Annotated in this window: 22 protein-coding genes and 1 pseudogene; 11 read left to right on the top strand and 12 right to left on the bottom strand. The window is 72.7% G+C overall.

What is annotated here, in order from left to right; genetic code table 11:
- Window positions 1–137 precede the first annotated feature (137 nt).
- Both csrA and G9H71_RS16000 read left to right on the top strand, forming a co-directional pair.
- A complete protein-coding gene (csrA, locus tag G9H71_RS24655) occupies window positions 138–425 on the top strand; it encodes a carbon storage regulator CsrA (protein ID WP_166283571.1) in 288 nt (95 codons plus the stop codon).
- A 63-nt stretch (window positions 426–488) separates the two neighbouring features.
- Window positions 489–707: a hypothetical protein gene (locus G9H71_RS16000; protein ID WP_166283572.1), complete on the top strand. Its 219-nt coding sequence runs from the start codon at window positions 489–491 to the stop codon at window positions 705–707.
- On the opposite strand, the gene G9H71_RS16005 is transcribed toward G9H71_RS16000, so the two are convergent.
- The gene (locus tag G9H71_RS16005; RefSeq protein WP_166283574.1) at window positions 694–1,110 is read right to left on the bottom strand and encodes a VOC family protein; all 417 of its coding nucleotides are present in this window, start codon (window positions 1,108–1,110) and stop codon (window positions 694–696) included. The two genes, G9H71_RS16000 and G9H71_RS16005, sit on opposite strands and share 14 nt — an antisense overlap.
- A 113-nt stretch (window positions 1,111–1,223) precedes the next feature.
- Between G9H71_RS16005 and G9H71_RS16010 the strand changes: the two genes are divergently transcribed.
- Window positions 1,224–2,255: a helix-turn-helix transcriptional regulator gene (locus tag G9H71_RS16010; RefSeq protein WP_166283575.1), complete on the top strand. Its 1,032-nt coding sequence runs from the start codon at window positions 1,224–1,226 to the stop codon at window positions 2,253–2,255.
- Window positions 2,256–2,354: 99 nt separating this feature from the next.
- Here G9H71_RS16010 and G9H71_RS16015 read toward each other — a convergent pair whose 3' ends face one another.
- The 6 genes from G9H71_RS16015 to G9H71_RS16040 form a co-directional block, all read right to left on the bottom strand.
- On the bottom strand, window positions 2,355–8,429 hold the full coding sequence (locus G9H71_RS16015; RefSeq protein ID WP_166283576.1) for a ThuA domain-containing protein: 6,075 nt from the start codon (window positions 8,427–8,429) through the stop codon (window positions 2,355–2,357).
- A gap of 77 nt (window positions 8,430–8,506) precedes the next feature.
- Window positions 8,507–9,373 (bottom strand): sugar phosphate isomerase/epimerase family protein, encoded by an 867-nt coding sequence (locus G9H71_RS16020; RefSeq protein ID WP_166283577.1) that lies wholly within the window; start codon window positions 9,371–9,373, stop codon window positions 8,507–8,509.
- Window positions 9,374–9,475: 102 nt separating this feature from the next.
- Window positions 9,476–10,708, bottom strand: coding sequence for a substrate-binding domain-containing protein (locus tag G9H71_RS16025; RefSeq protein WP_166283578.1), 1,233 nt, complete (start codon window positions 10,706–10,708; stop codon window positions 9,476–9,478).
- A 130-nt stretch (window positions 10,709–10,838) separates the two neighbouring features.
- Window positions 10,839–11,900, bottom strand: a complete 1,062-nt coding sequence (locus tag G9H71_RS16030) for an ABC transporter permease (RefSeq protein WP_166283579.1) — start codon at window positions 11,898–11,900, stop codon at window positions 10,839–10,841.
- Window positions 11,897–12,994 carry an ABC transporter permease gene (locus G9H71_RS16035; protein WP_166283580.1) on the bottom strand — a complete coding sequence of 366 codons (1,098 nt, stop codon included), beginning with the start codon at window positions 12,992–12,994 and terminating at the stop codon, window positions 11,897–11,899. The genes G9H71_RS16030 and G9H71_RS16035 overlap by 4 nt, the downstream gene beginning before the upstream one ends.
- Window positions 12,991–14,496, bottom strand: a complete 1,506-nt coding sequence (locus tag G9H71_RS16040; RefSeq protein ID WP_166283581.1) for a sugar ABC transporter ATP-binding protein — start codon at window positions 14,494–14,496, stop codon at window positions 12,991–12,993. Before G9H71_RS16040 ends, G9H71_RS16035 begins: the two co-directional genes overlap by 4 nt.
- 470 nt (window positions 14,497–14,966) lie before the next feature.
- Here G9H71_RS16040 and G9H71_RS16045 point away from each other — a divergent pair, with 470 nt between their 5' ends.
- Window positions 14,967–15,272: a hypothetical protein gene (locus G9H71_RS16045; protein ID WP_166283582.1), complete on the top strand. Its 306-nt coding sequence runs from the start codon at window positions 14,967–14,969 to the stop codon at window positions 15,270–15,272.
- 82 nt (window positions 15,273–15,354) lie between these two features.
- On the opposite strand, the gene G9H71_RS16050 is transcribed toward G9H71_RS16045, so the two are convergent.
- Entirely contained in the window at window positions 15,355–16,473 is a 1,119-nt protein-coding gene (locus tag G9H71_RS16050) for an alpha/beta hydrolase family protein (protein WP_166283583.1), read from the bottom strand.
- Window positions 16,474–16,594: 121 nt separating this feature from the next.
- Between G9H71_RS16050 and G9H71_RS16055 the strand changes: the two genes are divergently transcribed.
- Complete coding sequence (locus G9H71_RS16055; protein ID WP_166283585.1) at window positions 16,595–17,746, top strand: LLM class flavin-dependent oxidoreductase; 1,152 nt, start codon at window positions 16,595–16,597, stop codon at window positions 17,744–17,746.
- On the top strand, window positions 17,743–18,363 hold the full coding sequence (locus tag G9H71_RS16060; protein WP_166283587.1) for an FMN reductase: 621 nt from the start codon (window positions 17,743–17,745) through the stop codon (window positions 18,361–18,363). Before G9H71_RS16055 ends, G9H71_RS16060 begins: the two co-directional genes overlap by 4 nt.
- A gap of 580 nt (window positions 18,364–18,943) precedes the next feature.
- On the opposite strand, the gene G9H71_RS16065 is transcribed toward G9H71_RS16060, so the two are convergent.
- Entirely contained in the window at window positions 18,944–19,594 is a 651-nt protein-coding gene (locus G9H71_RS16065; RefSeq protein ID WP_166283589.1) for an FMN-dependent NADH-azoreductase, read from the bottom strand.
- Window positions 19,595–19,657: 63 nt separating this feature from the next.
- Here G9H71_RS16065 and G9H71_RS16070 point away from each other — a divergent pair, with 63 nt between their 5' ends.
- The gene (locus G9H71_RS16070) at window positions 19,658–20,140 is read left to right on the top strand and encodes a MarR family winged helix-turn-helix transcriptional regulator (protein WP_166283591.1); all 483 of its coding nucleotides are present in this window, start codon (window positions 19,658–19,660) and stop codon (window positions 20,138–20,140) included.
- Between the two features lie 10 nt (window positions 20,141–20,150).
- Window positions 20,151–21,248 carry a winged helix DNA-binding domain-containing protein gene (locus G9H71_RS16075; RefSeq protein ID WP_166283593.1) on the top strand — a complete coding sequence of 366 codons (1,098 nt, stop codon included), beginning with the start codon at window positions 20,151–20,153 and terminating at the stop codon, window positions 21,246–21,248.
- Window positions 21,249–21,255: 7 nt separating this feature from the next.
- On the opposite strand, the gene G9H71_RS16080 is transcribed toward G9H71_RS16075, so the two are convergent.
- Window positions 21,256–23,184, bottom strand: coding sequence for an alpha-amylase family protein (locus G9H71_RS16080; protein WP_166283595.1), 1,929 nt, complete (start codon window positions 23,182–23,184; stop codon window positions 21,256–21,258).
- An 87-nt stretch (window positions 23,185–23,271) separates the two neighbouring features.
- Between G9H71_RS16080 and G9H71_RS16085 the strand changes: the two genes are divergently transcribed.
- From G9H71_RS16085 to G9H71_RS25215, 3 genes are all read left to right on the top strand, one after another.
- Window positions 23,272–23,991, top strand: coding sequence for a hypothetical protein (locus tag G9H71_RS16085; RefSeq protein ID WP_166283597.1), 720 nt, complete (start codon window positions 23,272–23,274; stop codon window positions 23,989–23,991).
- 116 nt (window positions 23,992–24,107) lie between these two features.
- Window positions 24,108–24,776 (top strand): PilZ domain-containing protein, encoded by a 669-nt coding sequence (locus tag G9H71_RS16090; protein WP_166283599.1) that lies wholly within the window; start codon window positions 24,108–24,110, stop codon window positions 24,774–24,776.
- Between the two features lie 5 nt (window positions 24,777–24,781).
- On the top strand, window positions 24,782–25,162 hold the full coding sequence (locus G9H71_RS25215) for a TraR/DksA family transcriptional regulator (RefSeq protein WP_166283601.1): 381 nt from the start codon (window positions 24,782–24,784) through the stop codon (window positions 25,160–25,162).
- A gap of 38 nt (window positions 25,163–25,200) precedes the next feature.
- On the opposite strand, the gene G9H71_RS16100 is transcribed toward G9H71_RS25215, so the two are convergent.
- Window positions 25,201–25,374, bottom strand: a complete 174-nt coding sequence (locus G9H71_RS16100) for a DUF1059 domain-containing protein (RefSeq protein WP_166283603.1) — start codon at window positions 25,372–25,374, stop codon at window positions 25,201–25,203.
- 58 nt (window positions 25,375–25,432) lie between these two features.
- A pseudogene (locus G9H71_RS16105) lies at window positions 25,433–25,672 on the bottom strand (EAL domain-containing protein); the annotation flags it as partial.

Raw genomic sequence — 25,672 nt, forward strand, 5'->3', positions numbered from 1 at the left:
TGCGCGCGCCGCTCGCGTGACGTACGCGCCGACGTGAATCGCGCCGGAGCCCGCCCCCGTCGGGGGCGGGCTTCTGCGCGTTCCGGAGGCGCCTGCCATCCTTGCTGTGATCTGCCCCGCGATCAGAGGAGCGTCCAGTGCTCGTGCTGAGCCGCCGTGCCGGTGAGAGTGTCGTCATCGGCCACGACGTCGTCGTCACCGTGCTCGAGGTGCGGGGCGACGTCGTCCGCGTGGGCATCGCCGCGCCGCGCAGCGTCCAGGTGCACCGCGAAGAGGTCTACCGGGAGCTGCGCGAGGAGAACCGCACCGCCGCCGCTGCCACGTCGGACGCCGCGGTAGCCGCCATCGCCGCCCGGCTCGCGGCGAAGACCCCGGCTGCGGCCGACGCGCCGGCCGTCGAGGCGGGCGGGGCGCCACCGGCGTAGGCGCCCGGGGCCCGCGCCGCCGGCCCGCGCGTATCCCGCACCGGGCCTGGGCAGGAGCCGGTCATGGCACCGACCGACGACGAGCTCCCCGACAGCGGCATGCAGACCGGCAGCGACGCCGGGGAGCCGGGCCTGGGCTCCATCCCGCCGCCTCCGGCCGACGACGACCAGGCCGTGGCCGAGACGCTGGCCGCCGCGGACGACGCCCCGCTCCCGGACGCCCCGTTCGCCGCGGCCGATCAGCAGCCCGACCCCGACACCCCGGTGTTCAAGGAGCCGTGAGCACGTCCAGCACCCAGACGACGCCGAAGCGGTCCTCGAGCATCCCGTAGGCCGCGGCCCAGCCGGACGGCGCGAGCTCCTGGCGGATCGTCGCGCCGTCCGCGAGCCCCTTCCAGTACGCCGTGACCTCCTCCACCGACGAGCCGCGCACCGAGACGTAGAACGCGTTGCGCCCCCGGTCCCACGCGGTGGCGGCGGGGACGTCGTACGCCATCACCCGGAACCCGTCAGCAGAGACCACCTGCCCCCACATGACCTGGTCGGCCTCGGCCGGGTCCTGGACGGCGTGCGCGTCCCGGTAGCTCACCACGGTGAGCTCCCCGCCGAACACCTCGCGGTAGAGCTCGAGCGCGGCGCGCGCGTCGCCCCGGAAGTTCAGGTGGGTCGTGGTGGAGATCGTCATGGTCGCTTCCTTCGCCTGTCGGCCTGCGCAGCCTGCTGCCGCGCCGTCCCGCACCAACAAAGCTAGGGACGCCTCGTGCCACTTCCTGTCCTCAATTGCCGGACACTGGACCCGTGGCCGCCACCAGCTCCCGCACGCTCCGCCTGCTGACCCTGCTGCAGTCCCGCCGCCACTGGCCGGGTGACGACCTCGCCGACCGGCTCGGGGTCTCGATCCGCACCCTGCGACGCGACGTCGAGCGGCTGCGCGAGCTCGGCTACCCGGTGCAGGCCCAGCGCGGGGTCGAGGGCGGGTACGCGCTGGCCCCCGGCGCCTCCCTGCCGCCGCTCGTGCTCGACGACGAGGAGGCCATCGCGCTCGTCGTCGGGCTGTCCGCCAGCGCGGGGACCGGGGTCGCGGGCCTCACCGAGCCCTCGGTGCGCGCGCTCGCCAAGGTCGTGCCGGTGCTGCCCGCGCGGCTGCGGCGCCGGGTGGACGCGCTGCGCGCGGTCACGGTGCCCGGGTCCTGGGGCGGCGCCCCCGCAGCCGACGTCGGCGCCGACCCGGCCGTCCTCAGCGCGGTGGCGCTCGCGTGCCGGGACACCGAGCGGGTTGAGTTCGACTACGTGTCCGCGGCCGGCACGCGCAGCGAGCGCCGCATCGAGCCGTTCCGCATGGTGTCGCTCGGGCGGCGGTGGTACCTCGTCGCCTGGGACCTCGACCGCGCCGACTGGCGCGTCTTCCGGCTCGACCGGGTGAGCCGGCCGCGCGGCACGGGCGCCCGGTTCGCGCCGCGACGGCTGCCCGCCGACGACCCGGCCGCGTTCGTGCGCGAGCGGGTCAGCGGCGGGCCCGAGGGGCACCGGGTGGAGGCGGTGGTCGAGGCACCCGCCGAGGAGGTACGCCGCCGCGTCAGCTGGTGGCTGTCGGTGCAGGAAGAGGGCGAGGGGCGGTGCCGCGTCCGGCTGGACGTCGACGACCTGGCGTGGGCGGCGACCGCCCTGGGGCTCCTGGGGGCGGGCTTCACCGTGGTGGCGCCGGACGAGCTGCGGGACACGCTGCGCGACCTCGCCGGCAGGTACGCGGCGGCAAGCGAGCGCGTGGACGGGGCCGCGCATCCGGGTCCTGAGGTCGTGGACGCGGCCCTGGCACCCGGATGCTCATGAGCCCGCGCCCGTCGGCGCGGAGCCCGGCGGCCCCGGGCGCAGGCCGGCCCGGCGACGCGTCGCGTCGCCGGGCCGTCCGTGCTCACCGTGGTCCCTGCGTCAGGAGGCGTTCTCCTCGGCCTCCATCGCGACGTACATCGCGATGAGCGCCTCGGCGTCCCGGCGCAGCAGCTGGCGGACCATCAGGTCACGCAGGTCGCCCTTGACCTGGTTCTCGACCCGGTCGACGAACTGCTGCAGGTAGCTGATGACCCGCGTCTCGCTGCCCATGTCGGCCGCGAGCACCGCCTTGACGAGGCGCTCGCGCAGGCTGGCGGCGGTCTTCGCGCTGATGGTGCCGTCCGCGACGTAGCGGCCGATCAGCGCGTCGATGTCGTCGAACGACGTGCTCACCGTGAACGTCACCGAGGAGGCGGTGACGTTGCCCGCGTTGTCCGTCGACGTGACGACGAGGGTGTGCGCCCCGAGCGCGAGCTCGGAGAACGTGAGCGCCGTGTCCGAGGGAATCGCCTTCCCGTCGAGCGTCGCAGTCGTCGTCGCGACGCCGGACGTCGCGTCCGCCGCCGTCCACGAGACCGTGGCACTCGTCGAGTCGCCGTGCTCCGAGCCCGCTGCGATGCCGTCGACCGTCACGACGGGCTTGGTGGCGTCCACCTTGACGGTGGTGGACCCGACCGTGGAGACGTTGCCCGCCTGGTCGGTGGCGCGGTACTCCAGCGTGTGCGTCCCGTCGGTGCCCAGCGCGACCGGTGCGGAGTACGTCGACCACGCGGCGGCGCCCTGCATCCGGTACTGCACCGACGCGACGCCGGAGCCGCCTTCGTCGTCCGAGCCCGTCAGGGACACGGTCACCGGGGAGGTGTACCAGCCGTTCGCCCCGTTCGGGGCCGCGGGCGAGACCGCCGCGGTCACCGTCGGCGCGGTCGAGTCGGTGACGAGCTGGAAGTAGTCGAACGACACGGTCACCGGGGTGACCTGCTGCGGCCCGATCGCCATGAGGCCGATCTTGTCCAGCGTCCCGTCGTTCGTCACCGGCTGCCCGAGCGAGGACCAGGTGAGGCCGCCGGTCGTGCTGACCCAGCCCTGGTAGCTGTTGCCGGTCTTCGTCAGGCGCAGGTGGTACCAGCCCGACTCCGTCGACTCGGGGACGTCCAGGCTGCGGTTCCCGCCGTTGCCGAACTGCGCGTTCCGCTCGGACACCAGCTCGGCGCCGAGGTTCGTCGCCGCCGTCGACGCGTTGTTCGCGACGACGTCGAGCTTGACGTAGTTGTCGTCGTCGCCGTACGCCAGCAGCCCGGCGAGCTGCCACTGGTGGGCCATGGTGGCCCGCATCCGCGTCTCGACCGTCCAGTTGCCGGCCGGGGCCTTCTGCAGGACGAAGTTGCGCGGCCCCTCGTTGGCGGTGCCGTTGATGTCGCCGGGCTGCGTGACGATCTTCAGCTCGCCGCCGGTGACGCTGAGGTTGCGGGCATCCCCGCGCACGGACGCGTTCCACCGGCAGCCGTTCAGCGCGCCGCCATCGAACTCGTCGCTCGGCGCGACCGGGCCCGTCGTGTCGGAGGACATCCGGAACCAGTCGAACAGCGCGGTCGCGTTCGGCGTGCCCGTGTCACCGGCAGCCATGACGCCGAGCGTGGCGTTCGCCTTCACCGGTGCCGCGCCGCTCACTGCCGTCCACGTGGTGCCGTCCACCGAGTAGGAAGCCGTGATCTGGGATCCCGTCTTCTTGAGTCGCAGGTGGACCGTGTCCCCCGCCGAGATCGCGACGTTGTTCGCGTGCCAGGTCCGGCTGCCCGCGGTCTCGGTCTGGAACTCGAGGAAGCGGGACCCCGAGTTGTTGCGGGTGTACGCGAGCTTCACGTACTCGTCGTCGCTGGCGTGGAGCATCAGGCCGGCGTGCTGCCAGTGCCGGCTGTGCGCCAGCGTCAGGCGCGTGGTGGCCTCCCAGTCACCGCTGGGCGCGGGCTGGCCCACGTAGCTGATCGGCCCTGTGGTGGCCTCGTTGATGTCGCCCTGCGTGACCGGCAGCCGGAGCGAGCCGTCGGCGACGGTCACCGGCGAGCCCGTGGCCTGCCGGACGGTGGGCCAGCGCGTCGCGTCCAGCGTGGCCCCGACGAACTCGTCCGAGCCGGGGGTCACGCAGCCCGGCAGCGGGGTCGGCCCGGGGTCGGGCTGTGGCGTGCCGTCGACGAGCGTGAAGCCGCTGAACTCCACTTCGCTCTTCGCGGTGGCGTGGTGGGCCGTGACGAAGAGGCCGATGTCCTGCACCGCCGCGGCGCCGGGCAGCTGGACGGGCCCCCCGATCGGCGTGAAGGTGGTGCCGTCCTTGCTCCAGTAGGCCTGGTAGTTCGCACCGTCACGGCTCAGCCGCACCCACACCGGGTAGCTCGTCGTGCTCGCGCTCGTGGACGCGTCGAGCTCGCCGTTGCCGTTGGTGTCCCGCAGCCACTCGAAGCCGCCGCTGGGGCGCATGCCCAGCGCCGCGTACCCGGGCGAGGAGCCGGGCGCGGCGATGTTGTTGCGGACGATGATGCCGGCCTTGGCGCTCGCGTTCGAGTTGCCCTGGCGCTCGATCTTCACGGTCGCGGTCCACTTGTCGTCCGCGGCCGCCGGTCGGTAGGCCGCGCCGTACTGGTCCACGGCCTGCCACATGTTGCTGCCGCCGGAGTTGATGATCCACCGGTCGCCGTCCGGCCGGTCGAACGTGGCCCCCGCGTTGGTGAACGTCTCCCAGCCGGCGAACAGGTCACCGACCTGGGCCAGGACGATGCGCGAGGTCGTGCTGACGCCCTTGTCGTTCGTCGCCACCGCGGTGAGGCGGTAGCGCGCCTCCTTCGGCACGTTCCAGGTGACGGCGTACGGAGCCGTCGTGTCGCTGCCGATGGACTGGCCGTCGACGAAGAACTCCACCTTCGTGATGGTGTTCTCCGCGTCTGTGGCGTTGGCCGTCACCTGCACCGGCCCGACCTCGAGCTCGGCGCCCGCCGCGGGAGCGGTGATGGACACGACCGGCTTGGTCGTGGCCGACACGCCCTTGCCGACCGCCTCGATGAAGTTGAGCCGCCGCTCGCCCGCTCCGGGGAAGACGACGTGGAGCGAGAACGACTCACCGGGGTCGGTGACCTGGACCGGGACGTCGACGAAGCCCGTGAGCCCGCCGGTCGCCGGCACGTTCGCCGTGCCCAGCAGCGGGCCGTCGGCCGCGCCGCGGCGCAGCTCCACGGTCCCTGCTGCCGGTGCCGCGACCCGCAGGACCAGCGAGTCGACCCCGCGCAGGTTCACCGGGTCGTACGCCGCCCATGCGCCGTTCTGCCCGCTGATCGCCGTCCCGTGGCCCTCGACGTCGCGTGCGTCCGAGGTGGTGATGCCCGTCGCCGAGGCGGCCGAGTAGAACTCGGCCTCGCGCTGCTTCGGGAACAGCAGGGTCGTGGCGGACCCGGTGAGAGCCGGGACACCGCCCGCGCCGCCCTTGTCGGTGTAGCGGGCGTCGATGACGTAGAAGACGTTCATGCCCTCGCCGTGTCCGCCACCGAGGCTGGTGGTGGCGGTGCCCTTCCGTCCGGAGAGGGGCTCGGACGGGTGGGCGTGCTCGTCGTGGCCGAGCGCCGGCTGGATGACGATGTCGGCGTCCGCGATCTGGGTGTCCTCGGCGTCTGTCACCTCGACGTCCCAGCTGACCTGGTCGCCGAAGTCGAAGAACCCGCCGTTGGGCGGCAGGTTGAACTTCACCTGCGGCCGCGTGTTGCCGACCGTGATCGGGACGACCGTGGTGCCGGTCTTGCCCTCGGGGTCGGTCACCGTGAGGCGGGCGTCGTAGACGCCGTTGGCGGTGTAGGTGTGCGACGCGGTGGCCGTCGTGGCGTCGGTCGTCCCGTTGCCGTCGAAGTCCCAGGCGTAGGTCAGAGCCGCGCCCTCGGGGTCGCTGCTGCCGGCGCCGGAGAACTGCACCTGCAGTGGCGCGACACCGGAGTCCGGCGTGGCCGTCGCGGCCGCGACCGGCGAGCGGGAGCCGGAGATGTAGTCGATGCGGTGCAGGCCCGAGTTCGGGTTGTCACGGCCGTAGCCGCCGCCCCAGTCGAGGACGTAGAGCGAGCCGTCGGGCCCGAACTTCGAGTCGATCGGCGCCAGGAACTGCTCGTTCGGCAGGAACGGGTTCGCCTTCTCGACGCCGGCCTGGCCGTCCTTGAGGATCAGCGAGTACATCCGGTTGCGCGCCCAGTCGTAGAAGAAGGGCTTGCCCTCGTAGTACTGCGGGAACTTCGTGTCGGAGTCCAGCTCGGGGTCGTACTCGTAGAACGGGCCGCCCATCGGCGCGAGCCCGCCGCCCTGGTTGATGCCGCCCTGCACGGACGAGCGCTGGTAGCCGTACCACATCGTCGCGGGCTTGGCCGGCGGCAGCTCGGTGAGCCCGGTGTTCTTGATCGAGTCGTTGACGGGCGCGTTGCAGTTGAAGAACGCGCCGACCGTGACGGGGCTCGTCGTGTAGTCCACGTCGCGGAAGGGCTCGTTGTTGCCCATGCAGAGCGGCCAGCCGTAGAAGCCGGGCTCCTTGATCAGGTTGTACTCCGCGATGCCGGCCGGGCCGCGCGTCGCGAGGTTGTCGGTGTTGTTGTCCGGCGAGTAGTCCGCGACGCCCAGGGCGCCGGTCTTGGCGTCGATGGAGAAGCGGAACGGGTTGCGGAAGCCCATCGCGTAGATCTCGGGCTTGGTCTTCGCGGTGCCGGGCGCGAATAGGTTGCCCTCGGGGATCGTGTAGGACCCGTCCGCCGTCGGCTTGATGCGGAGCACCTTGCCCCGCAGGTCGTTGGTGTTGGCCGACGTGGCCCGCGCGTCGTGGAACGTGTTCGGCCGCTCGGACAGCGGGGCGTACCCGCCGGAGGGCTCGGAGTGCGGGTTCACGTCGTCGCCGACGCCGAGGTAGAGGTTGCCCTGGCCGTCGAACGCGAGCCCGCCGCCGGTGTGGCCGGGCTCGTCGGGCAGGCGGGAGGCCGGCACGGTGAGCAGGACCTTCTCCGTCGCCCGGTCGATCTGCGAGTTCGCGCCCACGGTGAAGCGGGAGAGCCGGCTGAACCAGTTGGCCGGGTTCGTGTCGTCCGCGGACGCCGGGGCGTAGTAGACGTAGAGGTAGCCGTTCTCGGCGAACTTCGGGTCGAGCGCGATGCCGAGCAGGCCGTCCTCACCGCCGGAGTAGACCGGGATCGTCACCGCGGTCGACGTCGTACGGCTCGTGGGGTTGTAGACGCGGATCTGGCCGCGCACGAGCTCGGTGAAGAAGACGCGCCCGTCGGGGGCGATGTCCATCGCGTAGGGCGCGCTGGTGTTCTCGTCCAGGGCGACCTTCTCGAACTCGCTCCAGTCGGTGCCGCCGCAGTCGCCCTCCTCGAGGCCGGCGGCCCACTTCACGCCGCCGAGGATGTGCCGCACGAGGGCGGGCTCCTGGGTGTAGTGGGCGCCGAAGTGGCCCATGCCCGTCATCCACGCCCGGCCGCCGTCGTAGGGGCGGCACCAAGAGATGGGATGGTCGTAGCCCATGCGGTTGCCACCGGGGTCGTACGTCGTCTCGTCCATCGTCGCGAGGACGTGCGCCTCGCCGCGGACGTTGGCCGAGTAGTTGTACCACTCGTCCGCGCGGCTCCAGCGCTGCGGCAGGTGCTTCGTCGAGGGGTGGGTCTGGTCCTCGACGCGCACCGTCCCCGGCAGGCCGGGGCTGTTGCCCGTGGCGGCGTGACCGGGCATGAGAGCGCCGATCATGGTGTCCCACCAGGCGTAGTTGCCGCGCATGTCGGTGGCGTTGTGGATCGCGACGATGCCGCCGCCCGCCTGCTGGTACCTCTCCAGCGCGGCCTTCTGGTCGGCCGTCCAGGGATCGCCTGAAGTCTGAAACATGACAAGCGCGTCGTACGTCGCCAGCTCGGCGTCGTTGAAGACGGTCGAGTCCTCGGTGTGGACCGAGTCGATGCCCTCCGACTGCAGGGCGGCCTGGAGCACCGGTGTGCCCTGGACGATGGCCTCGGTGTGCCGGAACTGGGTCGTCTTGGTGAAGATGAGGACGCGCGGGTTCGCCGCCTCCTCGGCCTCGGCCGCCTGGGTGGGCGCCGCGGGTATCAACGGGAGCATCAGCGCTGCGGCACAGGCCGCGCCCAGACGACCCCACGAGCGACGTGGGACGTGCATGAAAGCCCTCCAACGGAATGGTTCGACCACGGTGACGTCGTTGTTGCCGTTGCCGCCCCCGGCGGCATTGGTCGAGCTCAGGCGGAGTCGCTCACCTCCAGGTCTCGCAGGAACTTCAGGCCGTCGGTCGCGATGGCGTCCTGCGTGACGGCGAGGCGCCGCCAGATCGAGGCAGCGGTGGCGATGGACGCGTTCTCGGCGGTGAAGGACTCGATGCACAGCGGGCCGGCGTACCCGGCCTCGTCGAGGGCGCGCAGGATGGCGGGCCAGTCCAGGTGGTCCGCGCCCGGAGCCCCCCGGTCGTTCGCGCACACCTGCACGTGGGCGATGCGGCCGGCGGCGCGGCGGACGGCGGCGGCGACGTCCTGCTCCTCGATGTTCATGTGGTAGACGTCGAGCAGCAGACCGCAGCCGGCGGCCGGCAGGTCACCGAGCGCCTCCAGCGCCTGGTCGACGGTGTTGACGAGCGAGGTCTCATAGCGGTTGAGCGGTTCCACCGCGACCGTGACGCCCGCGCTCATGGCGTGCTCCACGACCGGGGCGAGCCCCTCCTGGAGCTCGAGGTACGCGGCGGCCCGCTCCTCGTCCGTCATGCGCCACGTGCGCCCCGTCGTGGCGTAGGCGGGCCCTCCGACGGCCGGAGCCCCGACGGCGTGCGCCGCGTCCACCACGCCACGCAGGTAGTCCTGCGTGCGGCGCACGGTGCCGGCGTCCGTGGCGACGAGGTCGCGGCCGGGGGCCATGACGAGGCACACCGAGGCGGCCAGCCCCAGGCCGTCGAGGAGGCGCCGCGCCGCCGCAGGGTCCCAGTCGCCGAGGTTCTCGAGGGGGAGCTCGAGGACGTCGAAGCCCCACTCCTTCACCCGGGGGGCGAGCTCGCCCAGAGCGGCGTCGGTGAGCGGCGAGGTCCAGACCCAGGTGTTCACTCCGAGCTTGCGGGACACAGTCGTCCTCCCGGACAGGCGTGCTGGCAGGAACGGCGGTGAGCGCCTCGCCGCCGGACGGGCGCGTGCGGCCGCGGGGAGGCCCCGCGGCCGCGCACGCTGCTAGGAGCGGTCCTTCCAGGCCTGCGGGTAGCCGGGCAGGTCCTCGCCGCCGAACTTCGCGTAGTGCAGGCTCGGCATGTCCTTGTTCGCCTCGAGCAGGCTGTCGAGGTTCTCGTCGGTCACCGGCGACTGCGGGAGCACCCACTCCTTCGGGACCTGCTCGCCCTTCCAGATCCGCACGGCTGCCTCGATCGGGGTGCGCCACTGGAAGTTGGAGTACGCCGGGCCGATGGCCGTCATCCCCGTCTCCTTCCACTTGCGCAGGAAGCTCAGCTCGTCCTCGCCGACCATGACCGGGTAGTCCTGGCCGGCGTCCTCGAACGCCTCCACCGCGGCGACGGCACCGTCGCCGGCGTCCATCCAGATGCCGTCGACGTCGCCGCGCTGCAGGTACTGCGTGACGATGTCCTTGATCTTCGCCGCGTCCCCGCCGGTGAACTCGTCCCCGAGGACCTCGAGGTCGCTGTTGCCGAAGATCTCCTGCGCGGCGGCCCAGCGGTTCTCGAGGACGTCGACGCCGGGCAGGATGCGCAGTGCGAGGACCTTTGACCCGGGCTCGAGCTCGTCCACGAGGAACTCGGCACCGTCGGCACCGTAGGCGTAGCCGCCGATCGGGTGGATGAACGTGGTCATGCAGTCGGTGTTGACGCCGCGGTCGAAGACGATGACCGGCACCCCGCTCTCGCACGCAGCCTCGACGGCAGGGGTCAGCGTCGCCGTGGTCGACGGGGAGACGATGATCGCGCCGCAGTCTCCGCTGTCGATGAACGCCTGGATGTCGGAGATCTGCTTGTTGTCGTCGTCCCCCGCGTCCGAGACGCGGAACTCGCCGATCTCGCCGCTCTTCTTGTAGACGTCGACCTGCTGCTGCATCGTGATCCAGCCCGTCACGCGCCACGGGTTGGAGACCGACGCGTTGGAGAAGCAGAGCGTCTGCGCGCCGGACTTCTTGTACTTCGCCGTGTCGACGAACTCCGGCTCGATCGCCTGCAGCCACGGCTTGGACTCGTCACCCTCCGGCTGCATGTCGCGCTGTGCCAGCTGGCGCTCGTAGTCCGCGCGGACGAACCACTCGCCGTCGGCCTGGCCCTCGGCCGCGGGCGTCGCCTCGGCGCTCGAGCCGCCGTCCCCCTCTGCGCTGGCGCCGGAGGCCTCCGGGTCGTCGGTGGAACAGCCGGTCAGCGCCAGGCTCGCCGCAGCAAGCCCGGCGAGCACTGTCTTGGGAACTCGCAAGGGGTCGCCCTCCTAGGTAGAGACGTCGTTGTCGGTGGATTCGGGCAGGGGGTCCCGCACCGGTGGCCGTCGGGCCACCGGAAGAGCGGGAAGCTGTTGTCGGCCGTCGTCGAGCGCCGGCCGCACGGGGCTATCCGACGCGCTCGGGCACGGGGTCGTTCGCCGTCTCGGCCGGGGCGGGCGGCGGTGGCCGGTGCCCGCGGGAGCGGGCGGCGTACGCGACGGCGGCGATGATGATGACGCCCTGCAGAGCGGGGCGGGCCGTCGTCGGCATGTCCAGCTGCGTGAACAGCCGCTCGAGCGCTTGGTAGGTCAGCGCCCCCGCCATCGCCGCCACCACCCAGCCGCGGCCACCGCCGAGCACGACACCGCCGAGGACCACCGCCGTGATCGCCGTGAACTCCAGGCCCTGGCCCACCTGGGCCGACACCCCGGCGAAGCCGCCGATCAGGATCGCGGCCAGGGTCGCCATCAGGCTCGACAGCACGAAGGCGAGCGTGCGCACCCGCCACACCCGCACGCCGGCGAAGGCCGCCGCCGTCGGGTTGTCGCCGGTGGCCAGCAGCGTCCGGCCGTAGGGGGCGCGCATGAGCAGCACGGCCGCGACGCCGAGCGCGATGGCGATGAGCAGGGCGTACGGCAGCTGGCGGACGACCGGCATGTCGATGCCGGTGCGCCCCCACTGGCGGAAGCTGTCCGACAGCGCGCCGGTCGGGGCGCCGCCGGTCCAGAGCCGGACGGCGCCGGCGAGGATCAGCAGCATGCCGAGCGTCGTGATGAACGACGGCACCCGGAGCAGGGTCGTGACGAGGCCGTTCACGAGGCCCACGAGCAGGCCGAACACGAGCATCAGGGCGATGACGCCCCACGTGCGGCTCTCCTCGCCGTCGATCAGCTTCGCGGCGATGACGACCTGGGCGCCGACGAGGGAGCCGACCGACAGGTCGAACTCGCCGGAGACGATGACGAAGTACTGCCCGATCGCGAGCACGATCAGCGGTGCCGCGTTGCGCAGGAAAGCCATCAGCGAGGGCGGCTCGGCGAACGAGGGGTTCAGGAAGGTGATGGCCACGAGCACCACGATCAGCAGGGCGAAGACCGTCCCGCTGCCACCGGCGAACAGGTCGAGGGCCGAGCGTCCGACAGCTGCACTACGGTTCGTACGTGCCGGGCTGGTCGCTGGATGGCTCATGCGCGTGCCTCCGGGATGACGGGCCGGGGGGCGTCCTGGCCGCCGGCCGCCCTGCCGTGCTTGCCGAATCTGGCCCGGACGGCGTGCCGGTCGATCTGACGCCGGGCGTAGAGCGCAACGGCGACGATGATGATCGCGCCGCGCAGCACGTCCCGGAAGAACGGGTCGATCTGCAGGAGCCGGAAGACGGTGTCCAGGACGGCAAGGATGAGGACCCCCGCGATGGTGCCGGCGATCCCGCCGCGCCCGCCCATGAGCAGCGTGCCGCCGAGGACGACCGCGGCGATCGAGTCGAGGTCGTAGCCGGCGCTGTAGATCTGCGCCGCGACACCGGTGCTGAAGCGGGAGGCGAGCAGCAGCCCGGCCGCACCGGCGGTCATCGAGCACAGCACGTGCGCCACGATGACCGTCCGGTCGGTGCGCAGGCCGGACAGCCGGGCCACTTCGTCGTTGCCGCCGACGGCGAACATCCGGTAGCCGGTCCGGGTCCGTCGCAGCAGGACGATGCCGGCGACAGCTACCGCCAGCATCACCGCGGTCGACAGGGGGACCACGCCGATGCGCGTGTACCCGAAGTTCTGGAAGGAGTCCGGGACCGAGCCAGCCGGGCCCTTGTACTCGGTGTCGAGGTAGCCGCGGATGATCAGGGCCACTCCGAGGGTCGCGATGAACGCGTTGACCTTCAGCTTCGTGATGACCAGCCCGTTGACGAGCCCCACTGCGGCCGCCACGCCGAGGGCCGCCGCGATCCCGAGCGGGACGCGTGCCGGGTCCCCGTCCATCGTCGTCGCGCCGACGAGGCTGCTGAGCGCCGCCACGTAGCCGACCGAGAGGTCGAGCGACCGGCAGAGGATCACCAGCGTCTGCCCGATCGCGATGAAGCCCAGGACGCTGGACCGCGTGAGCATGTCCACGATGTTGCGCTCGGCGAGCAGGTTGTCCCCGTCGGCGGCCACGAGGACCGTCCCGATGACGAGGATCGCGACGAGGGCGAGGTAGATGATCCCGGTCGTGCCGAGCCGTACCGGCGCCCGGCGGCGCCCCTCGACGGCAGCGGCAGTGCGTGGGGCCTCGGCCTGCTGGGTGAGCGTCATCGGGCCGCCTCCGCGGTCATCGGACGCGCGGCAAGGGTCATCACGGCCTCCTCGTCGACGCCGCCCGGAAGCTCGCCGCTGATCTCGCCGTCGTGCAGCACGAGGATGCGGTCGGCCATGCCGAGCAGCTCCGGGAGCTCGGAGGAGATCATCACGATCGCGACCCCCCGGGCCGACAGCTCACGCATCAGCTCGTAGACGGCGCGCTTCGCACCGACGTCGATGCCGCGCGTCGGCTCGTCGAGGACCATCACGGCCGGCTCGGTCGCCAGCCACTTCGCGAGGACGACCTTCTGCTGGTTGCCGCCGGACAGGTATCTCACCTCGCGGGCGCCGCTGCGCGCGGTGAGCTCGAGGGAGGACAGGATGCCGGGGATGGCCTTCGCCCGCTTCCCCGCGGCACCGGGCAGCACGGCGTCGAGCACGAGCCGCGCGTTCGCGAGCACGGACTGGTTGAGCGCGAGCCCCTCGACCTTGCGGTCCTCGGTGACGAGCGCGAGCCCGGCGCGCACCGCCTCCCGGGGAGACGTGGGTGAGACCGGCTTGCCGTCCAGGCGCACCTCGCCCCGGGTGAACGGCGCGACGCCGAACAGCGCGTGGGCGATCTCGGTCCGGCCGCTGCCCTGCAGGCCGGCAAGGCCCACGATCTCGCCGGCGCGTACCTCGAACGAGATGTCGTCGACGTAGTCGTTGCCTGCGCCCGAGACCGCGAGCCGCACCGGGCCCAGCTCCGCCCCCGGCAACGGGTCGGGGAAGAAGGTGCTGATGGAGCGCCCGACCATCTTGCGGACGAGCTCGTCGGGCGTGATCCGTGCCGTCTCCGTCGTGGTGACGACCGAACCGTCCTTCAGGATCGTGATGCGGTCGCAGAGGTCGAAGATCTCCTTGAGCCGGTGCGACACGTAGAGGACGGCGATCCCGCGGGCGCGCAGGGTGCGCGTGAGGCGGTAGAGCAGCTCCACCTCGTGCTCGGCGAGGGCGGCGGTCGGCTCGTCCATCGAGATGATCCGCGCGTCGTACGACATCGCCTTCACGATCTCGACGACCTGCTGCTGAGCGACCGAGAGGGACCGCACCCGCGTCCGCGCTCCGATGCCGGAAACGCCCAGGTCGTCGAAGAGGGCCTCGGTGTCCCGGTCCATGCGCGCCACGTCGACGAGGCCGCGGCGGCGCGGCTCCCGTCCCAGGTAGACGTTCTCCGCCACGGTCCGCTCCGGCAGCAGGTTGAACTCCTGGAACACCGTCGACACCCCGGCGTGCTGCGCCTGCAGGGGGTGCTCGAAATGCACCTCGCTGCCGCCCAGCGAAATGACGCCGGCGTCGGGACGGTGCACTCCGGCAAGTATCTTCATCAGCGTCGACTTGCCGGCTCCGTTCTCGCCGACGAGCGCGTGCACTTCACCCGCACGCAGCTCCAGGTCCACCGAGTGCAGCACCTCCACGCCGAAGAACGACTTGGAGACACCGCTCATCCGCAGCAGCGGGCTGTCGGCGGCCGTCATGCGACAGGCTCGCGTCGGCGAGCCGACGAGAGGCGCTTCTCAAAGCTAGCGGCGTTGTTTGCGTTCACACAATCCGCGGAGTGCACCTGCTCACGCGACCGCACAGGGGGAGAGCTCGCAACCCCCGTCGCCCGTGTCAGTGCCCACCGCGACGCTGCGGCGTACATCACTGGCATGAACCGCACCTTGGTGGATAGCGGCACTCTCGTCAAGGAAAAGTTATGGATCCGTGGCTCGACTTCTTCGCCGCGAGCGCGAAAGTCCCTCGGCGGCCGCGGTGCGGCGTCAATTCGTTGACCCCGCAACCCATTGGGGTCGCCGTCGCGACTGACGCTCGAGGTTCTAAGGACACCGTTTTCGCCGAACCACGCTTCACTGCAGCGCGGGACTGGTGTTAGGTTGCCCGGCATCCCCACCCGGGCGTCGCACCGTGAGGAACCGTGCGGCCCCTCCTTCCGAGAAGGGTTGTCGTGAGCCTGCCCGAGCGCCGGTGGAACGTGACCGTGGACCTGCGCGTCGACCGGCACCCGCACGACGAGGAGATGCTGGTGCTGGGCGACCGGCTCGAGGACGTCTCCCTCTCGCCCGGTGACAGTGGCTGCGACGTGCAGGTGCGGCTGACGGTGCACGACAGGAGCCCCGTCTCGGCGGGGGCGACCGCGCGGGCCATGACCCACGCGGCGCTGAAGCAGACGTCGCTGCAGGTCTCGCGGGCGCCGGCGCTCACCGTGGTGATCGACGGCCTTCCCGACGCCCCGCCTCCGCGCGGCCGCTGAGCGGCTCTCCGGCCGGTTCCGGGCTGGACGGCTCCCCGGCCGGGCGGTTCCCCCGGCCCCGGTGGTTTCCGGGCTGCGGGGATCAGGCTGCGAGGTGGCGGTCGAAGAAGGCCACCGTGCGGCGCATCGACAGCGGCCAGTCCGGCCCGAAGGCGTGCTCCTCCCCCTCGTACTCGTACATCCGCACGTCCTTGCCGCGTCGCTCGAGCGCGTCCCGCGTGGTGCGCGACCAGCGGATGGGGCACGTCGAGTCGGACGTGCCGTGGTGGATCAGCAGCGGCTCGGTGACCCGGTCGAAGTAGGTGCGCGGGGAGACTCCCCGCCAGAACTCCGGGCTCTGCTTCGGCGTGCCGTAGCGGTCGAGGATCCGCTCGGCCAGCTCGCCGTCCTGACGCGTCCAGCGGTTGAAGTTGTCGATCGTGCTCGAGCTCACCGACGCGAACACCACCGCCGCGTCCACCAGGCCCGGCTGCGCCACGAGCGTGTTGAGGGTGACGCCGCCGCCCATGGACCGGCCGAGCAGGCCGACCCGCTCGCCGTCGATCGACTTCAGCGTCGACTTCTTCAGCGCCAGCACGGCGTTGACGACGTCCTCGGTGTAGCCGAGCCGCAGAGTGACCTCGTTGCGCGGGTCGTCGGAGGACGACGCGTGGTTGCGGTAGTCGGTGTGGAGGACGACGTAGCCCTCGCGCGCGAGGTAGTCCTGCTCGCGGCGCAGCCCCTGCCCGTTCACGTAGATGTCCGTGTCGATGTGCCCGTGGGCGAGGACGAGGGCGGGGAACGGCCCGCGGCCGCGCGGAACGTTGAGGATCCCCGAGATCGTCAGCTTCCCGCTCTTGTAGGTCACGTAGTAGCGCGTGTAGGCGCTGTTGCGGTCCAGCACCCGGCCGAGCTTCAGCCCGCGGCCGTCGTACTCCTTCTCCATGAGCGCGGGGATGGAGACGGGGTTCGGCCGCGGCGTGCGGGTCGCGCCGGGAGCCGCCGCTGCCGACGGGCTCGTCGACGGCGTCACCGGTGCGGCGGGCGCGGAGGTGACGGGGGCCGGGCTCGCCGCCGAGGCCGAGGTGGCGGGCGTCGGGCTCGCGACCGGGGCGGAGACCGGGGCCTCGGCGGCCGGGGCCTCGTCGTCGCCGGCGGACGAGCAGCCCGCCAGGGCCGTGGCGAGCGCGAGGAACAGGGCCGGCGTACGGCGTACGTCCATGGCTCCATGCTGCCCCGCAACCGGCCCGAGCGCACCGCGGGCATACCGCGGGCACCCGGCGCGTTGAGCGGCTACGATAGTTGCGAGTTCAACGACCTGCCGAAGCGCGAAGGAGCCCGAGATGCAGTTCGGCGTCTTCTCGGTCAGCGACATCACGACCGACCCCACGAACGGCCGCACGCCCACCGAGGCGGAGCGGATCCAGGCGATCGTCGCGATCGCCAAGAAGGTCGAGGAGGTCGGGCTGGACGTCTTCGCTCTCGGCGAGCACCACAACCCGCCGTTCTTCTCGTCCTCGCCCACCACGACCCTCGGCTTCATCGCCGCCCAGACGAGCACGCTGCTGCTCTCCACGGCGACGACGCTCATCACGACGAACGACCCGGTGAAGATCGCCGAGGACTACGCGATGCTGCAGCACCTCGCCGGCGGGCGCGTCGACCTCACGTTGGGCCGCGGCAACACCGGCCCGGTCTACCCGTGGTTCGGCCAGGACATCCGCAACGGCATCCCGCTCGCGGTGGAGAACTACGCGCTGCTGCGCCGGCTCTGGACCGAGGACGTCGTCGACTGGCAGGGCAAGTTCCGCACCCCGCTGCAAGGCTTCACCTCGACCCCGCGCCCGCTGGACGGCGTGCCGCCCTTCGTGTGGCACGGCTCGATCCGCAGCCCGGAGATCGCCGAGCAGGCCGCGTACTACGGCGACGGCTTCTTCCACAACAACATCTTCTGGCCGATGACGCACACCAAGCAGATGGTCAACGTCTACCGGCAGCGCTTCGAGCACTACGGCCACGGGCGCGCCGACCAGGCGATCGTCGGCCTGGGCGGGCAGGTCTTCATGCGCAAGAACTCCCAGGACGCCGTCCGCGAGTTCCGGCCCTACTTCGACAACGCGCCGGTCTACGGCCACGGGCCGTCGCTGGAGGACTTCAGCGCCGCCACGCCGCTGACGGTGGGCTCGCCGCAGCAGGTCATCGAGCGCTACCTGACCTTCCGGGAGGACGTGGGCGACTACCAGCGCCAGCTCTTCCTCATCGACCACGCCGGCCTGCCGCTCAAGACGGTGCTCGAGCAGCTGGACATCCTCGGCGAGGAGGTCGTGCCGGTGCTGCGCCGCGAGCTCGACGCGCTGCGCCCCGCGCACGTGCCGGACGCGCCCACGCACGCCAGCCGCGTCGCGGCCAAGGGCGGGGCGACGGACTCGACGGTCTACGCGGCCGGCGACGACGTCACCGGCCGGGCGCCGGCCTCTGCGGTGGTGGCGCGATGACCGCCCGGACCCTCGCGGTCGTCAGCGCCGGCCTGAGCCAGCCGTCGTCCACCCGGCTGCTGGCCGACCGGCTGGCGACGGCCACCGGCACCTCGCTCGGCGAGCTCGGCTTCACGCCGGCCGTCGAGGTCGTCGAGCTGCGCGACCTGGCCCACGACCTCACCGACAACCTGCTGACCGGGTTCCCGAGCCCCCGGCTGGAGTCGGCGATCGAGACGGTCGTCGGCGCGGACGGCCTCATCGCCGTGACGCCGATCTTCACCGCGTCCTACAGCGGCCTGTTCAAGACGTTCTTCGACGTCCTCGAGCCGCAGTCGCTGACCGGCAAGCCGGTGCTGCTCGGCGCGACCGCCGGGACGGCCCGCCACTCGCTGGCCCTCGAGCACGCGCTGCGCCCGCTGTTCGCGTACCTGCGCGCCGTGACCGTCCCGACCGCGGTCTTCGCGGCCTCGGAGGACTGGGGCGCCGGCGACAGCCCCGCGGGCCGCGCGCTGGCCGAGCGCATCGCCCGCGCCGGTGGCGAGCTCGCCGACCTGATGGCCGTCGAGCGCCGCAAGCCCAGCGCCGACCCGCTGTCGACGCTCACGCCGTTCGAGCAGCTGCTGTCGGGCAACTGACGGGCCGGCGGGGCCGGGCGTCCGGCTGCGGCGGACGTCGAACTGCTGCCGACGCCCACCTGCGGCGGACGCCCACCTGCTGCGGACGCCGACCTGCTGCGGACGCCGAACTGCACGCTGATCACGGGACTTGGCTCCGGACACGCCGGTGTCGGTGAGCCGAGTCCCGTGATCGTCGCAGTCGCGGGACGTCGGTCGCGGGACGTCGTCCTGCCTGCCGAGCTGCGTTGCTGCGCTGCACCGCTGTCGACCCGCGGTCACTGCCGTGCGAGCGCATGACGACCCGCGCGCTGCGTGACCGGCGCGCACTTGGGGGGCCGCTGTGGGCGCCCCCGACCCGTCGTGCGGGGTAGGTCGCGCCCATCCGGGGTCGGAAGTCCGGCCCGGTCGCGCGGCGACCACTCCGCCATCTCGCAGGCCCCGGCCGGGCACCGCCCCCGCCTCTGAACCGCCAGCACCACCTCGGCCCCGCTGCAACCGTGCAGGAGCCCGTCCACGGGGCCCGAAGTGCGTGCACGCAAGCGCCGACGCAGGAGTGGTCGTGCGCCCCGCCGCGCACCCCGTCGTGCGCCCGACCGCGTCAAGCAGCGGCGGAGCGCTCCGCGAACAGGGCGTCGATCGCCGCATACGCGTCGGCGAGGCTCTTGTCCTCCGCCGCGCCGAGGTCGAGCGGCGCCATGGCCGGGCTCTCCCGGGCAAGGGTGAGCTCGGTTTCGATGAACCGCACATCAGTGATGCCGACTGCGGTGAGGGCGTGCAGCAGCCAGGGAGCGCGGTGGTCCCAGCCCTCGCGCGGGGTGCCCGGGCCGTAGCCGCCGCCGCGTGCCGTCGTGAACGTGATCCGGACGCGGCCGAGCAGCCCGCCGCCCTCCCCGATGGTCAGCCCCGGGACGACGATCCGGTCCGACCACGCCTTGAAGGTCGTGGGCGCGCTGAAGTTGTAGAGCGGCATGCCGACGACGACCTCGTCGGCCGCCAGCAGCTCGTCGACGACCGTCTCGGTCAGCTCCCGCGCGGCCTGCTGGGCCGGCGTCCGGTCCTCGGGCGCGAGCACGTTCGCGAGGAACGCGTCCTGGTCGAGGTGGGGCAGCGGGTCGGCGGCGAGGTCGCGGTACGTCACCGTCCCGCCGGGGTTCGCCGCGCGCCAGGCGTCGGCGAAGTGGGCCGAGAGCTTCCGGCTGCGCGAGCCCTCGGTGCGCATCGAGGAGTCGAGGTGAAGTAGGTGCGTCATGGATGGAAGGTATAGCACGGATCGTTGGCGGTACGTCAACTATCTCGCAGCTACCATGGGCGCATGAGCCCCGAGCCCGCCGTCGCCGCGCCGGGCGTGACGTCGACGCTGGCGCTCATCCACCACCTCAGCCGCCTCGGGCAGCGCTCGGCCGAGTCGGCCGGCGTCCCCAGCCGGCTCCGGCCGCGGCAGTTCGTCGCGCTGACGCTCCTGCGCGAGCAGGGGAACGTCGCTCAGCAGACGCTGGCCGAGGCGCTCCGCCTGGACCCCAGCAACCTCGTCGGCCTGCTCAACGAGCTCGAGTCCGGCGGCCTCGTGGTGCGCCGGCGCGACCCGAACGACCGGCGCCGGCACATCGTGGAGCTCGCCGACGACGGGCGCCGGGCACTGGAGGACGCCGAGCGCGAGCTGCGCTGCGTCGAGGACGGGATGCTGCGGACGCTCGCCCCCGACGAGCGGGCGACCCTGCACGACCTGCTTCGCCGCGCGGTCGGCGACCAGCTGCCGTCGTGCACCGAGGCGGTCTCCCCGCCCGACGCCTGCTGAGCGCGGGCTCGTGGCGGCCCCGACGCTCGGCCTCCGCGCGCTGAACCGCGCCACCCTCGCCCGCCAGCTGCTCCTCGAGCGGACGACCGTCGACCCACCGTCGGCCGTCGACACGGTCGTCGGCCTGCAGGCGCAGGTCCCGGCCGTGCCCTACCTCGCGCTGCACGCCCGCCTCGAGGCGTTCGACCCCGCGCAGCTGGCCGCGCCGCTCGAGGCCCGCGAGCTGGTCCGGGCCCCGCTGCTGCGAGCGACGGTGCACCTCATGAGCGCCCGCGACTGCCGGGCGCTCCGGCCGCTCCTGCAGCCGGTGCTGGCCCGGACCTTCGCCGGCACGGCCTGGTCGCGCATGCTCGCGGGCACCGACATCGCGGCGGTCCTCGCCTCCGGCCGCACCCTCGTCGCGGAGCACCCGCTGACCCGGGCCGAGCTCGGCCCGCTGCTCACCGAGCGCCACCCCGGCCTGGACCCGGAGGCGCTGGCCATGGCGTTCTCCTACCTCGAGCCGCTCGTCCAGGTGACCCCGCGCGGGAGCTGGGGCCGGAGCGGCCGGGCGGCGCTGACGACGTACGACAGCTGGCTCGGGCCGGGGGCGGTGCCACCCGCCCGGGCCGAGGAGCTCGTGCTGCGCTACCTGCGCGCGTACGGCCCGGCGAGCGTCAAGGACGTGCAGACGTGGTCCGGCCTGACCCGGCTCCGCGAGGTCGCCGCCGGGCTAGGGGGCCTGCGGCGCTACCGGTCCCCCGCCGGGGCCGAGCTGCTCGACGTCCCCGACGCACTGCTCCCCGACCCGGACACGCCAGCCCCGCCGCGCTTCATGCCGGAGTACGACAACGCCCTGCTGGGCTACGCCGACCGGTCTCGCGTCGTCGGGCCGGGCGACCACGTGCTCCTGCAGGGTGGTCCGGGCGGCCACACCGGCACCCTGCTCGTGGACGGCTTCGTGGCGGCGACATGGGCGGTCCGCCGCGACGCCGGACGGGCGACGCTGCAGATCCGGCCGTCGGCGCCCATCCGGCCGCAAGCGATGGACGCCGTCACGGACGAGGGAAGCCGGCTGCTGGCGTTCGTCGCGCCGGACGAAGAGCACGACATCGCCATCGTCCCGTGACCAGCGATCAACGACCGACGACCCACCAACCGGCGTAGGGCGCGAGCCACACCGACCCGTCGGATTCGTGTATCGGGCTTCCGCTGATGGCATCAAGCGGATGCACGAAGCCGAGTTCGTGCAGGCGGGCCATCGGCCAGGACCGCCAGTCGGGCGTGACGTTGTAGAGTCCGAGCATCGGACCCTCCGGGTGCCGGCGCAGCACGGGGAGCACGCCGGGGTCGGACAGCTCGAGCACCTCGGCCGGCACCGACGCGTGCAGGTGAGGAAGGCTCCGGCGGACGCGGGCCAGCCGGGTCAGCCCCGCGAACGCGCGGCCCTCGACCGCGTCGGGGTTGTGCCGCTGGTACGCCGTCCGCCACGGCATGCGCGGCCGGTGCACCCAGCGGTTGTCGTCCCCGTGCCCTTCCTCCTCCGCCCACGCCGGGTCGTTGGCGAGGGCGATCTCGTCGCCCATCCACACGACGGGAAGCCCTCCCCAGCCGAGGACGATCGCGTACGCCACCCAGAGCCTCCCGAGCGCCAGGTCGACCACGCCGGCCTCGCCCCGCTCGCGAGCGGCCTCGAGCCCGGCGAGGCTGGCGGCCGTGCCGCTGATGCGCCGGTCCCCGGTCGCCGGGTTGTGCTGGAAGACGAGGCCACGGGCGTCGGAGCCGGGGAAGGCGCCGGAGTACCAGTCGGACAGGTACGCCCGGTGCTGGTGCCCGGAGACGCCGACGGCGGCGGCGTCCCCGTCGTCGACCGCCCAGCCGATGTCGTCGTGGCAGCGCAGGTAGGTGACCCACGAGGTGCTGGCGGGGATCGGGGGAAGGGCGCGCAGGGCGTGCGCCGCTAGCCGGGCGTCTCGGCTGGCGAGCATCGACCAGACGTGCACCATGAGCCCGTTGTGATAGGCGAGGTCGCTCACCTTGCCGTAGTGCACCCCGCGCCCCAGGTAGTGCACCAGGTCCGCCGGCCCGACGATGGCCTCCGCCTTGAACGCGACGGCCGGGCACGCGATCCGCACCATCGCCCGCAGCGCCTGGGTGAGCGCATGCACCTCCGGCTGGTTCTGGCAGTCGGTCCCGAGCCGCTTCCACAGGAAGGCGATCGCGTCGAGCCGCAGCACCTCCACCCCGAGGTTCGCGAGGAAGAGCACGATGTCGGCGTACTCGCAGAACACGTCGGGGTTGGACCAGTCGACGTCCCACTGCCAGGAGTTGAACGTCGTCCAGACCCAGCCCTGCAGCTCCTCGTCCCACGTGAAGCTGCCGGGCGCGAAGTCGGGGAAGACCTCGGGCAGCGTCTCCTCGTAGCGGTCGGGCAGCTCGCGGTCCGGGAAGACGTGGAAGTACGCGCGGTAGCGCGGGTCCCCGGCCCGGGCGGCCGCGGCCCAGGCGTGCTCACGGGCGACGTGGTTGAGCACCAGGTCGAGCACGAGGCTGATCCCCGAGCGGCGCAGCCGGGTGGCTAGCTCGCGCAGCCCCTCGACGTCGCCGAGGTCGTCCCGGACCGCGCGGTAGTCCGCCACGGCGTACCCGCCGTCGTTCTCCCCCTCGCGCGGGCGCAGCAGCGGCATGAGGTGCAGGTAGGTCACGCCGAGCTCGCGCAGGTAGGGGATGCGCTCGCCGACCCCCGCGAGGTCGCCGGCGAACCGGTCGGCGTACGCCGCATAGCCGAGCATCCCGGGCGCCTGGAACCAGTCGGGCTCGAGCGTTCTGGCAGCGTCCAGCCGGAGCAGCTCCGGGTCGCGGTCGCGGTACGCCGCGGCGGCCAGCCGGGCCACCCGCTCTCCGAGCCCGGCAGCGACGGCGTCCCCGTACGCGGCGGCGAGCCCCGCGTACAGGTCTGCCCACCACCGGTCGAGCCGGATCGCGAACAGCTCGCGCCGGTGCTCGGGGAGCCCCGCGAGGGCCTCCTCGACGGTCGCGTGGACGGGCGCCGGTGCCGTTCCCATGAATGCATCCTGTCCACGGCCGAAGGCGCTGGAACGCGCGGCCGTCGCCCGCCACAATGCCGGGGGTCAGCACGCGCGAGGAGCCCGATGAGCAACCCGATCGAACGTCCGGCCGAGGGCGTGCACGAGCACTCCGACGAGCCCCGCGAGGGCCCGTTGTCCCGCGTGCTGCCCGCGGTCAGCTCCGCGTTGCACCGTCTCGGGGCCGCGGCCCTGTCCCGGGGCGAGCCGCGGGTCGGCGGGACGCCGAGCGAGCGGCTGGCCTTCGACCTGCACGCGCTGATGGAGTCCTCGCAGGCGATGCACGACATCGCCGCGACGCTGGTCGGGCGCAACGACCACACGATGGCCGAGTTCGTGGCGATCCAGCGGACCCTCAACTCCGAGCTCATCTCCGACGAGGACAGCTCGTCCCGGCTGGAGGTGTCGGTGCTGTTCGGCGACCCCGAGCAGTGCGTGCGCATGGCCCGGCTCGTCGGCACCCCGGACGTGTTCACGATCCAGGGCTTCGACAGCTACCGCTACGCCCGCGTGGAGAGCCACGTCCCCGGCGGCGTCGTGCACGACGAGCTCTTCCTCGTGGTGGAGCGCCGGACGCCGGCGCCGGGGCTGGACGAGGACCCGACCGCCGTGGCGGCGGCGGGGATCGTCACGATCCTCCCGCTCGACCCGGACTCGCTGCAGTGGGAGAGCGCGCTGCGCGGCGACGCCCCGGAGGACTGGCTGCGCGAGTTCGGGGCGTTCATCCGACAGGACGCCGAAGCAGTCGGGGCCGAGCTGGCTCGGGCGCGCCGATCCGGGGCATAGGACAGATCACGCGGCGACGAGGACCATCCGAAAGGATGCACTGAGAGCTAGATCGCGGTGGCATAGAGTCACCACACATCGCCGCAAGACAGCACGCCGCTCGAGGGGAAGTGTCGATGACCGAAACCGCGCGCGCGGGTTCCGCCGGGGCGCCCGACGGCCGCCGGGAGCCCGAGTCGGGCCCGACCGTCGGAACGGCAGTCACGATCGTGCCGGCCGGGGACGTACGCCTCCTGACCGGGCTGCTCCTGTCGTGGGAGGAGCCGGTGTCCGGGGCCGACCCGACCGTGCGCGCGTCCGTCGACATCTCCCCGACGTCGATGCACGGGCAGACGCTGCCGGTGTGGGCGACCGTGCAGGCCGAGGGCGGCGACACCATCGTGCTCAGCGCGGAGGCGCGGCGCGGCGCGAGCGCGCACATCCTCGACCTGGCCGGTCGCATCGCCGCCCGCGAGCCGCGGCGCCGCAGCGTCCGGGCCCCCGCGCACCTCGACGTCGACCTGCGGGTCGAGGGCGAGACCGTGCGCACGTTGAGCGGGCGCACGCTCGACCTCTCCGCCGGCGGGTGCCGTATCGCGCTCGAGGGCGGCGAGACCGACGTGCCCTCGCTCGGCACCGGGCAGCCGACCGACGTGGTCATCCACCTGGACCGGGAGAACCGGCCGCAGATGTCGGGGTACGTCCACGCCGTACGCCCCGGCGGGCAGGTGGTCATCCGCTTCGAGGAGCTCGCACCGAGCTACGTCGAGCAGATCGAGCGCTACGTCTACGCGACGCTGCCCTGAGCGAGGTGCCGGAGGGGGCCCAGGCGCCGGATCCGTCGGAGGCAGCCCGGGAGGCGCTGGCGGCCGAGCGGGCCGAGACGCTCGCGCGGATCGCAGCGCTCACCCGCGAGTTCGGCGGGATCGTCGAGGCCACCGCCGACGCCAACACCGACGACGAGCACGACCCCGAGGGCGCCACGATCGCGTTCGAGCGCGCCCAGGTGGCCGCGCTGCTCGACCAGGCGACGACTCGCCTGGACGAGCTGGACCGTGCCCTCACCCGCATGGAGGGCGGGACCTACGGCCGGTGCGAGGTGTGCGGGGAGCCGATCCCCGCCGAGCGGCTGGAGGTACGCCCGTCGGCGCGCACCTGCGTGCGCTGCGCCGACGGGCGTGCCCGGGGCTGACGTCAGACGTGGCTGCGCCGCCGCCCCAGTCCGCGGGCTCAGACGGTGACGACGTGCCGGCGCACCTGGGCCACCAGCTCGGCCGGGATCTCGGACAGGCCGTGGTCCTTCGCGGCGTGCGCGGCGATCGCGGTGAACAGCGCGCCCTCGTCGGGGGCGGTGAACCGGGCGTCGCAGCCGGGGACGACGTCGCCGCAGGCAAAGCGCTTCATCAGGGTCTCCTTCGTTGATGACGGACGGTGCTGACCGGGGCCGGTCGGTCGGGCGGGCTCACTGCCGCGCGGTCGCGAGCGCGGTCACGATGGCGTCCAGCAGGACGACCCCGACGTAGCGGCCGGTGTCGTCGACGCAGACGAGCGGGTCGAAGCGGCGGTCGGCGGGGCGGGACACGGCGCGCAGCGCGGCGTCGCCCAGCGGGGTCAGCGCGTTGACCCGCAGCATCGCGTCGGGGCCGCGGTAGCCGTGCGGGTCGCTCGCGCGGCGCAGCGGCAGGTAGAGCGCCTCGGGGCA

The organism is Motilibacter deserti (assembly GCF_011250635.1).
Taxonomy (GTDB): domain Bacteria; phylum Actinomycetota; class Actinomycetes; order Motilibacterales; family Motilibacteraceae; genus Motilibacter_A; species Motilibacter_A deserti.